Origin of the sequence: Burkholderia sp. Ac-20379 (assembly GCF_017104645.1) — a bacterium.
In the GTDB taxonomy this organism is placed as follows: domain Bacteria; phylum Pseudomonadota; class Gammaproteobacteria; order Burkholderiales; family Burkholderiaceae; genus Burkholderia.
The window spans coordinates 18,569-28,733 of record NZ_JAAGPF010000071.1 but is presented as its reverse complement, the minus strand read 5'-3'; the positions used below and the strand labels follow the sequence as shown (position 1 = coordinate 28,733).

At 68.5% G+C, this 10,165-nt stretch carries 5 protein-coding genes; 1 reads left to right on the top strand and 4 read right to left on the bottom strand.

The window, feature by feature from the left end; all coding sequences use genetic code 11:
* From G3N92_RS12325 to G3N92_RS12310, 4 genes are all read right to left on the bottom strand, one after another.
* Positions 1-4,995 (bottom strand): type I polyketide synthase (locus tag G3N92_RS12325; protein WP_206127749.1); only part of this gene is annotated, 4,995 nt, incomplete at its 3' end.
* 2 nt (positions 4,996-4,997) lie between these two features.
* On the bottom strand, positions 4,998-6,533 hold the full coding sequence (locus G3N92_RS12320; RefSeq protein WP_206127752.1) for an LTA synthase family protein: 1,536 nt from the start codon (positions 6,531-6,533) through the stop codon (positions 4,998-5,000).
* Complete coding sequence (locus tag G3N92_RS12315; RefSeq protein WP_206127748.1) at positions 6,530-7,321, bottom strand: SDR family NAD(P)-dependent oxidoreductase; 792 nt, start codon at positions 7,319-7,321, stop codon at positions 6,530-6,532. Before G3N92_RS12315 ends, G3N92_RS12320 begins: the two co-directional genes overlap by 4 nt.
* On the bottom strand, positions 7,314-8,522 hold the full coding sequence (locus tag G3N92_RS12310; RefSeq protein ID WP_206127751.1) for a capsular biosynthesis protein: 1,209 nt from the start codon (positions 8,520-8,522) through the stop codon (positions 7,314-7,316). The genes G3N92_RS12315 and G3N92_RS12310 overlap by 8 nt, the downstream gene beginning before the upstream one ends.
* Positions 8,523-8,943: 421 nt before the next feature.
* Here G3N92_RS12310 and G3N92_RS12305 point away from each other — a divergent pair, with 421 nt between their 5' ends.
* The gene (locus G3N92_RS12305) at positions 8,944-10,092 is read left to right on the top strand and encodes a hypothetical protein (protein WP_206127747.1); all 1,149 of its coding nucleotides are present in this window, start codon (positions 8,944-8,946) and stop codon (positions 10,090-10,092) included.
* The last annotated feature ends 73 nt before the right edge of the window (positions 10,093-10,165 follow it).

Here is a 10,165-nt window from a genome sequence, read left to right as displayed (position 1 = left end):
CGCGATCGCGCCGGCCTGCTGGGCCTGCATCAGCGCGTCGGCATCGGCACGGTCGTTCAGGCCCGGCGACGGCGCGCAGAACACCAGATGCGTGGCGTCGGCCGCCGGCATGGTGGCGATGAAACCGGCCGCCTGCCGCATGTCGACCACTTCCACCACATGGCCCGCTCGCGTCAGCGCATCGGCCAGCGTCGCACCGATCGGCTCGGCGTCGTCGGCCGTGACCACCACCCACTGCTCGGCGCGCTCCAGCGCGTCGAGGCTGTCGTCCTCGTCCTCGGCCGCGCTGTCGACCGCCAGCGGACGGCGCGCGACCACCAGGCTCGGCGTGCCTTCGAGTTCGAGATCCTGCTCGGCGTGACGCGCGGCCTCGACCAGCCCGACGCGCTCGCACAGCTGTTCGAGCTCGGCCGGCGTCAGCGACGCGGTGCGGCCGTCGGTGGCCTGCAGGCCGAACACGATATCGGCGAAGCGGTTGCGGCGCGATTCGGCCAGCACCACGAGGCCGCCCGGTGCGACCCAGGCGCGGATCGACGCGAGCACGTCGGCCGGATCGGTCCGGCCGGCCAGCGCGCGATCGACCAGCACGAGGTCGTACAGTTCGTCCGGATCGGCCTTCAGCGCGAAGCGCTCGCCCGGCAGTTGCGCGACCGTCGACAGCGCCGGCATCGCATCGGCGTCGAACGCGGCCAGTTGCTCGGCCGTGCCGCAGATCGTGCGCTCGCAACGGTCGGCCGGCAGACGCACCACCAGCGGACGCAGCATGTCGCCGCGGGTCGATTCGATTTCGAGCAGGCGCAGACGGCGCGGCGCCTGCCAGCCCTCGACGGCGGACGCCGCGCAGGCGGCCATCATCGCGTGCAGGTGTTCCCAGGTCGGCGACGCGTCGAAGAACTGTTCGACCAGCGCCTTGCCCGTCGACGACAGCACGCGCGCCGGATCGAGCTCGCCCTTCAGCACGCGCGGCAAGGCCTTGCCGCAATGCGCGAGCAGCGTCAGCTCGGCGCTGTGATGCGGCGATTCGGCCAGCAGGCCGCGCCAGAGTTCGCCGAGCGGCGGCAGCGCCGCGCAGGCTTCCTCGTCGCGCGCCAGATGGCTGCCCTCGCGCGTGGCCAGGCCGTCTTCCACGAGGATGTCGGCCAGGCGCGCGACCAGCGCGGCTTGCGGATGGGTGGGCAGCACGGGCGAGGCGAACGCGTCGATCGCTTCGAGCGCACGCAGCGCATACAGGCTCGCTAGCACGTCGAGCAGCGGCAGCATCTCGGTCAGATGCTGGCTGCGGCGCGCGGCATCTTCGCTCGCCGCGACGCGCACCGTTGCGTCGCGCAGCAGCTCGGCCGGCGCGGGCAGGCTGTCGGCGCGGGCGTCGGCCGGCAGCGGGCGGTGTTCGAGCGTGTAGACGAAGCGCGACGGCGCGTGATGGCGGCGGCCGAGCAGATCGACACGGCGGAACCGGCAACTGCCGAGGCGCGCCACGACGAGGCCGTTCGCATCGATGAAGTCGAACGAGGCCACCACCGAATGCGGGCTGCGGCGCTCGATGCGCACCAGCACGCGGTCGATCGCGTCGCCGCGCAGGTAATCGACGCGGCCGATCTGCACCGGCACATAGGCCGCGCGGTCGGCCGGCGCGCCCGGCTTGCCGAGGCCGCCGAGCAGCGCGAACAGCGGATGGAAGCCGCTGTCCATCAGCGCCGGATGCAGGTGATAGGCGGCCAGCGCGGCAGCGTCGCCGCATGCGGCGGGCGCGGCCAGTTCGGCCAGCGCGGCGTCGCCCGCCACGCGCACGTTGCGCACCCAGCGGAACGCCGGGCCGTAATCGAGGCCGATCACGGCGGTGTTGTCGTAGAGCGTTTCGCCGTCGAGCGAGCCGGCGCCGCGCAGCGCATCGAGCGTCGCGGCATCGGCCAGCGACTTCGCGCCGAGCGTGTTGCCGCTCGCGAGCAGGCGGCCGGTGACGTTCAGCGTCCACGGCGCGTCGCTCATGCGGTCGCGCGTCTCGATCGTGAAGATCGCCGTTTCGGGATCGATATGCAGGCGGAACAGCTTGGCCTGCTGCGGCTGGAACACCACCGGCGCGCGGATTTCGAGATTTTCGAGCGCGGCCGTGGCGGTTTCGAAGTAGACGCGCGCGGCGGCCAGCGCCATTTCCACGTAGCCCGCGCCCGGGAACGCCACGCCGCCGTCGACCACGTGGTCGGCCAGCAGCGGCAGCTTGGCCGGGTCGAGCTGGTTTTCCCAGCCGTACGCGTGTTCGTGCAGGCGATAGCCGAGCAGCGGGTGATCGCGGTGACGATTGACGAGGTTGTAGGCCTCGACGGTCGGTTCGAGCCAATAGGATTCGTGCTGCCACGGGTAGGTGGGCAGCGCGACCGCCGCGCCCGGCACGTCCGGCGCGAGGCGGTCGAGATCGACGGCCGCGCCGTGCGCGATCGCCGACAGGATCGACGCGTCGAGCGTCGCGGCGCCGCCCTGCCCGCGCTTGAGCGTCGGCAGCACGGCGCCTTGCGCCTGCGCCGCCGCCAGCGAATGCTTCATGTAGCTGCGCAGGATCGAGTGCGGCGACACTTCGATGAAGATCCGCACGCCTTCGGCGATCAGGCTCGCGATGCCGTCGCCGAAGCGCACCGGCTCGCGGATGTTGCGCCACCAGTAGCGCGCGTCGAGCGTGGTGCCGTCGAGCAGCGCGCCCGTGACGGTCGACACGAAACTGCCGTCGCCGGCCTGCGGCGCGAGCCCGTCGAGCTGCTCCATCACGATCGGCTCGATGCTGTTCATCTGCCGGCTGTGGAACGCGTAGTCGAGATCGAGCAACTGGAAGAAGCGGCCGCCTTCGCGCTGCGCGGCCTCGATCGATTGCAGGCCCTGCAGTGAGCCGGCCAGCGTGACGGCCTCGGCGCTGTTCACGCCGGCCACCTCGACCAGGCCCGTCAGGCCCAGGCGTGCAATCGCCTCGTGCGCGGCGGCCTCGCTGAGGCCCACCGCCGCCATCCGGCCGGTGCCGCGCGTGGTGCCCTGGGCGCGGCTGCGAATCTTGATCACGCGCACCGCGTCGGTCAGCGTGAGGATCTTGGCGGCCCAGGCGGCGGCCACTTCGCCGACGCTATGGCCGATGGTGGCGTCGTGCGACACGCCGCGCGCTTCGAGCACGCGCGTGAGGCCCACCTGGATCGCGAACAGCAGCGGCTGCGCGTTTTCGGTGGCGGCGAGCCAGCTTTCGCTCGCGCCCTCGCGCATCACGTCGACCAGCGAGGCGCTGCCGTCGGCGCACCAGAGCGCGTCGACCTCGTCGAGCGCCGCGCGGAACAGCGGATTCTCGTCGTAGAGCTGCTGGCCCATGTTGGCCCACTGGCAACCATTGCCCGAATAGACGAACGCCACGCGGCCCGTGTCGGGCGGCGCTTCGCCGCGCGTCACGCAGGCCGGCGACGCGGAGGCGTCCTCGGCCAGCGCCGCCAGCGCGGCCCGGCCTTCCTCGATCGTGGCCGGCGCGATCACGAGCCGGTGCGTGAACCACTGACGGCGGCGCGCGGCCGTGGCCGCCACCGCCTGCCAGGGCGCACCGCGCTCGAACACGGCCAGATAGCGCGCCGCCAGCGCGCCGAACGCCTGCGACGAGCGCGCCGTCAGCACCAGCGGCGACAGGCGTTCGGCCGGCGTATCCGCAACCGCGGCCGCTTGCACCGCGGCCGGCGCTTCCATCAGCACGACGTGCGCATTGGTGCCGCCGAAGCCGAACGAATTGACGCCGACCGTCAGCGGTTGATCGCCGCCCGCGCCGTGTTCAGCGCCGAGCGGCGTGAAGCGGTCGGCCACGCGCAGGCGGCCGCCCGCGAAATCGATCGACGGATTCGGGGTTTCAAAGTGCAGCGAACGCGGCACGGCGCGGTGCTTCAGGCACAGCACGGCCTTCAGCAAGCCGGCCATGCCCGACGCCGTTTCGAGGTGGCCGATGTTGGTCTTGATCGAGCCGATCAGGAGCGGCTTGTCGGCCGGACGGCCCGACGACAGCACGTCGATCAGCGCGCGCGCCTCGATCGGATCGCCGACCGCCGTGCCGGTGCCGTGCGCTTCGAGATACGACAGCGATTGCGGATCGACGCCGGCGCGCGCGTAAACGCTGCGCAGCAGCGCGGCCTGCGTGGCCGAGCCCGGCACGCTGATGCCGCCCTGCGTGAAACCGTCGGAATTGACACCGGAGCCGGCGATCACGGCGTGGATCGTGTCGCCGTCCGCGAGCGCGCGCTCAAGCGGCTTGAGCAGCACGAACGCGCCACCTTCCGAGCGCACGTAGCCGTCGCCGGTGGCGTCGAACGCGCGGCAGCGGCCGCGCGGCGACAGCATCGAGGCCTTCGAGAACGTGACGAAACCGAACGGGTGCATCAGCAGGTTCACGCCGCCGGCGAGCGCCATGTCCGCCTCGCCCGAGCGCAGCGCCTGCACCGCCTGGTGCAGCGCCACGAGCGACGACGAGCAGGCCGTGTCGATCGACATGCTCGGCCCGCGCAGATCGAACAGATAGGACACGCGGTTCGACGCGATGCTCAGCGTGTTGCCGGTGGCCGAATACGGATCGACCGAGTTCAGATCGTCGACGCTGCGGTTGCCGTAATCGGGGCTGGCCACGCCGACGAACACGCCGCAATTCCGGCCGCGCATATCCTGCGGGCGCACGCCCGCGTGCTCGAACGCCTCCCAGGCGAGTTCGAGCAGCAGACGCTGCTGGGGATCCATCTGCGCCGCTTCGCGCGGCGATACGCCGAAAAACGCCGCATCGAAGCCGGCGATGTTGTCGAGCACGCCGGCCGAGAACGTGTAGCTCTTGCCCGCCTCGCGCTTGGACGGATGCTGATAGAACTCCGTCCCGAAGCGCTCGGCCGGAATCTGCGTGACGGCATCTCGCTCGTCGCGCAGCAGGCTCCAGAGTTCATCGGGATTATTGGCGCCACCGGGGAAGCGGCAGGCGATCCCAACAATTGCAATCTTTCCGTTCATCGTTATGTCGTTTTCTCTGATGCTCGCGACGCGTCCACGCGACTCCGCCCCAGCTGTGTCGCTTGCAGCAGCAAGCCGCCCAGCTCGGCGGCCCGCACGTCCCGACGTTCGGGATTATCTGGCCCGAAATTCCGCCAGATGAAATAGTCACTGTGTACCGGGCTCGCCCCCAGGCGGTCGAATACCTTGCCGAGGGCCGGAACGTGGTCGCCGTAGAAACAGACGACCGTCTCTCTGTCGCTCGAACGCAGATGATCAAGCAGGCGGCCGATCATTGCATCCGCATTTTCAATATGTCGCAAATACGCGGTCAAATCCCGCCATGCGGAACCGTCGCCGAGAGTATGCCGCGAAGCGGCCTCGCCGGGCAGAACTGTTTCGAGGTGCAGCGGGCCGTGATTCTCCATCGTCATCGCGAACACGAAGCGCGGCCGTTCGTGCGGTTGCGCCAGTTCGGCCAGGATCGCGTCCGCCACGGCCGCATCGGCCACGTAGGGGCCCGCGCGCGGCGCGGCCGCGAAGTGGCCGATGTCGAGGAAACGCTCGAAACCGAGCAGCGGAAACACGCGGTCGCGCCCGAAGAAATCCGCGTAATAGGGATGAATCGCGACCGTGTCGTAGCCGCCGCGGCCGAACCAGGCCGCCAGCGAGGCCAGCTTGCGTCTGACGAAAGCGTAAGGATAGAAGCGTGCGTAATCGAGCGAGGCCGATTCGGTGCCCGTCAGCACCGCGAATTCGGTGCGCATCGTGTTCGCGCCCCAGGCCGGCACCGCCATCTCGCCGTGCCAGACCGCTTCGCGCAGCGCCGCATCGAAATGCGGCAGCAGGCCCGGCTCGATTTCGTCGCCGAGGCGCCGCGCGTCGAAGAACGATTCGCTCTGGATCGCGATCACGTCGGGCCTCGCCGCCGGCGCGGGCGCGCCTGTCGCGAACGGGGCTTGCGCCATGAATTCGCGGAAGCGCCGGAACGTGGCCGGCCGCAGCCCATTCAGCAGATAGGCGACGAACACCGCGAAGAAACCGTGGCGGCGCTGGTCGGCGTTCGGGTCGAGCGTGAGCGGCAGGCGCGCGGCGATCCGCAGCGCCAGCACGAACGGCAGCGCCACCGCGAGCCAGGCAAGCGCCGCCGAGCCATGCGCGGCCGGCGGTTCGGCGATGAATCCGGCGATCACGAGCACGATGCCCACCCCGATCGCGATCACCTTGCCGGCGCTGAGAAACGGCAAATACAGCCGAGGATGCGAAAACAACTGACTGAACAGGCTCAGATCCGTGAAGACGAACGGCTCGCGCAACGATTCGTACTTCGCATTGCTGACGGCCGCCACGAGACCGACGAGCGCCAGCGCCACGAACGCCGAGAAAATCGGCCGCGAGGTCAGCGCGAACGCCAGGTCGGCGAGAAAGAGTACCGAAAGAATGTGAAGCGACAAAGACAGCAGCGGCCGGCGCGCCGGCGCGCGCGGCACCGCGATCGCGTCGAGCGCGAACGACAGCGCCACGGCCCCCGCCAGCGTCGGAATCAGGTGGGCGCTCACCGCCGGGCGTCCTCGGCGGGCAGGTACGAGAGGCGATCGAGGATCGCATCGGCCAGCGCGGCCGGCAGCAGCGGCAGCAGGCGCATGCCGAGCGTCAGCAGCGCCGGGAACGCGATCTCGCTGCGGCCCGCGTCCAGCCGGCGGCGGATGTAGGCCGCCGCGCGCTCCGCGCTCCAGAGGAACGGCTTTTCGCCGGGGAACACGTCGCTCATCGCCGTCTTCACGAAACCCGGCAGGATCACCGTGACGCGCACGCCGTCGCGCTTGAGCAGCGGGCGCACCGAATCGGCGTAGGCCTTCACGGCGGCCTTGCTTGCGCAATAGGCCGGCGAGATCGCCATGCCGCGCAGCGCCGCGATCGAACTGACCATCGCGATGCGGCCGCGCCGGCGCGCGCGCATCCGGTCGATCACGGGCAGCACCGTGTGCAGGGCGCCGTAGAGGTTCGTGTCGATCACGCGGGCCGTGCGCGCCAGATCCTCCCAATCGTTCGCGTGGGCGATCGTGCTGGCCACGCCGGCGTTGGCGATCAGCAGGTCGATGGGATGACGGTCGTCGAAGGCGGTGAGCCAGGCGGCGGCCGCGGCCGCGTCGCGGACGTCGACGAGGCCGGTTTCGACCGTCGCGCCGCGTTCGCGGCAGGCGGCGGCGGTGGCGTCGAGCTCGGCGGCATTGCGGCCCGCGATGGCCAGGACGCAGCCCGGCGCGGCGTAGGCGAGCGCAAGCGCGCGGCCCAGGCCCGCGCTCGCGCCGGTGATCGCGACGTGACGGACCGACGGCTCAGGCATCCGCGCGGTCCAGACGGTCGACCGCGCCCGCCACCGCCATCGCGATGCCGGAGCGGGTGTAGAAATCGCCGTTGATCTGCGTGTGGTGCATCACGTAATCGAGGAACGCGTGGTAAAGGGACATGTTGGGGCGCTTGCCGTTGCGCCAGAAATTATCGAGCTTACCTTGCCAAGTCAGCCCCGGCAGATTGTAGATGGCCGTCCCGAGCGCCGCCAGCGGGCGCTCGTGGTGAAGCGCCGACAGCCCCACCGTGCTGTTCACCACGATCACGCCGAGCGCATGCTCGAGCAGGGTCGGCAGATGCCCGGCATTGATGAACCGGATCCGCTCGGCGACGCCGAGTTCGCGCGCGATCCTCGAGGCGAAGCGGTGATACTCGACCATCCCGGTATCGAGCGGGTGATTCTTGATCAGCAGCACCGAATCGCCCGGCGCGTTCCGCGCGAACGATCGGATCACGTAGTCGATCGCCTCGCGCACGCCCTCGAACGGCGAATGGAAGACGATCTGCGCATCGGAATTCAGTTGCAGGGGAAACAGATAGTACGGACGCCCCTCGTCGATCAGTTCGTGCGTCACGGCCCCGGCCCGGCGGTGGTGCCGGCCCTGCAGCAACGCACGGAACGCCAGCCCGCCGTATTCGACGAGGCCGTTGCGCGGGCGATGGCTGCGATAGCGCGGGAAGCGCCAGGCCATCAGCGCGTTGGCGAGGCGGTAGCTGATGTCGTGGAAGACGCGTTCGCGCAGGTTGTAGCCGGTGGGCTGGCCCGGCTTCGCGGGCGGCGTGATCGAACGCGCCGCGAGATAGGCGTCGGGCGCGGACGGCATCAGCGAGCGCCCATTGACGCCATGGTGTTCGAGCGTGATCCAGTGCGGCCGGACATAGCCTTCCTCGAACACGTGGACGCGCAGGCCGAAGCGCGCGGCGACGTCGTGGACAGGCCGATGAATTTCGCGGCAATCGCCGAACATCAGGACGTCGGTGATGCCTTCCCGGCGCACCAGCGCCTCGTACCAGGCGGGGAGCCCATCGGCCCGCCCCGCGTAATTGAGCGCCGTACCATCGGCCCGGCCGTACAACCAGTCGCCGCCGCAGAAATTGACACGGTGAACCGCATGGCCGCGCCCTTTCAGTGCATCGGCGAGCCGACTGAAAAAACATGAAGCCGTGCCTTGCAGCACAAGAAATGAGCGAGGCATCTGGGCACTGGGAACAGAAAAGCGGTGAACTGGCGCGGCGCCCTCGTGGAGCGCCTTTTTCAAAATACGTTCAGGAATTCGAAAGACGGGAAATCCGCGATGCAACGTCCGAAAGCCTGCGTCGCTGCGCTCCGTAAGGCGCAGGATCCGCGATTCTATCCCGACCGGAACGCGGGTGGTCACATTCTTAGCGAATCGATATAATCGTGGCTTCCAAGGAACAGCGAGGCGCATTTTTTGGCGAAATTGCCCGGCATGTCGTGCTTGTCATGCTCAATGCCTCATGCTGTTGCCGGCCGCTGAGTCGCCAATGCCGGCCGCGGCCAAAATGGGCGATCCCTCATCGTCCCGTCACACCGTCATCGCACCGTCATCGTGACTCGGCGCGCAGAAAACCGATTCGTTTTTTGGATGAAAGAAGTTGGGAAACACAACAGGTAACGTGACGCCCTCGGATTCGAAACCGACCGGCCTGCTGAATCGGCTCAAAAAAATCAATCGCATCTGCGTCGCCACGGTCATCGTGCCGACGACGCTCGCCGTTCTGTACTTTGGCCTGTTTGCGTCCGATATTTATGTATCGGAGTCCCGATTTGTCATACGATCCGCCTCGCATCAGCAACAAACGAGCCTGGTGGGCACGTTGCTGCAAGGCTCCTCGCTCGGGCATTCGCAAGACGATACCTACCCGGTCGTCGATTACATCGAATCGCGCGACGCGCTGCGCGAGCTCAATCAGAACGACTACATCGCCAACGCTTACTCGGAGCACGGCGACTGGATCAGCCACTTCAATCGCTCGCTCGACGACAGCTTCGAAGCGTTGTGGCGTTACTACGGCAATCACATCGTCACGGTCGACCTGGACGCCACCTCGGGCATCGCGACGCTGCAGGTGCGCGCCTACTCTGCCGCCGACGCCGAACGCATCAACACCAAGCTGCTCGATATCAGCGAACGCCTCATCAACCGCATGAACGATCGCGCCACGAACGACACGCTGCGCTTCGCGAAGCTGCGGGTCAGCGACGCGGCGGCACGCGCGAAAAACGCCGCGGCGAAAATGGCGTCGTACCGCAACTCGAATACCGTCTTCGATCCGGACAAGCAATCGGCGCTGCAGTTGCAACAGGTGACGATGCTGCAGAAGCAGCTGTTGTCCGCCCGCACCGAACTGATTCAATTGCAGACGATCTCGCCCAAGAATCCGCAGATCACGGTGCTGCAAACCAACATCGCATCGCTCGAGCAGCAGATCAAGGACACGACCGGCAACGTGGCGGGCGGCAAGGGCTCGCTGTCGGACAAGGCCGCGACCTACGCCCGCCTGCAACTCGACTCGCAATTCGCCGACAAGCAGCTCTCCGCGGCCATGGCGGCGCTCGAAACCGCCCAGGACGACGCTCAGCGCAAGCAGCTTTACCTCGAGCGTCTCGTGCAGGCCAATACGCCCGACGTCGCCACCGAGCCGAAGCGGCTCAAGGCCATCCTCGAAGTGTTCGCACTGGGCATGATCCTCTGGGGTGTGCTGAGCCTGCTGCTCGCCGGCGTGCGCGAACACAACGACTGACCGGCAGCCGGATCCCACGCGTGGAAGCCGTTCGGGCCTGTTGGCCCGGCGGCAACGCCTCCGCCAACCATCC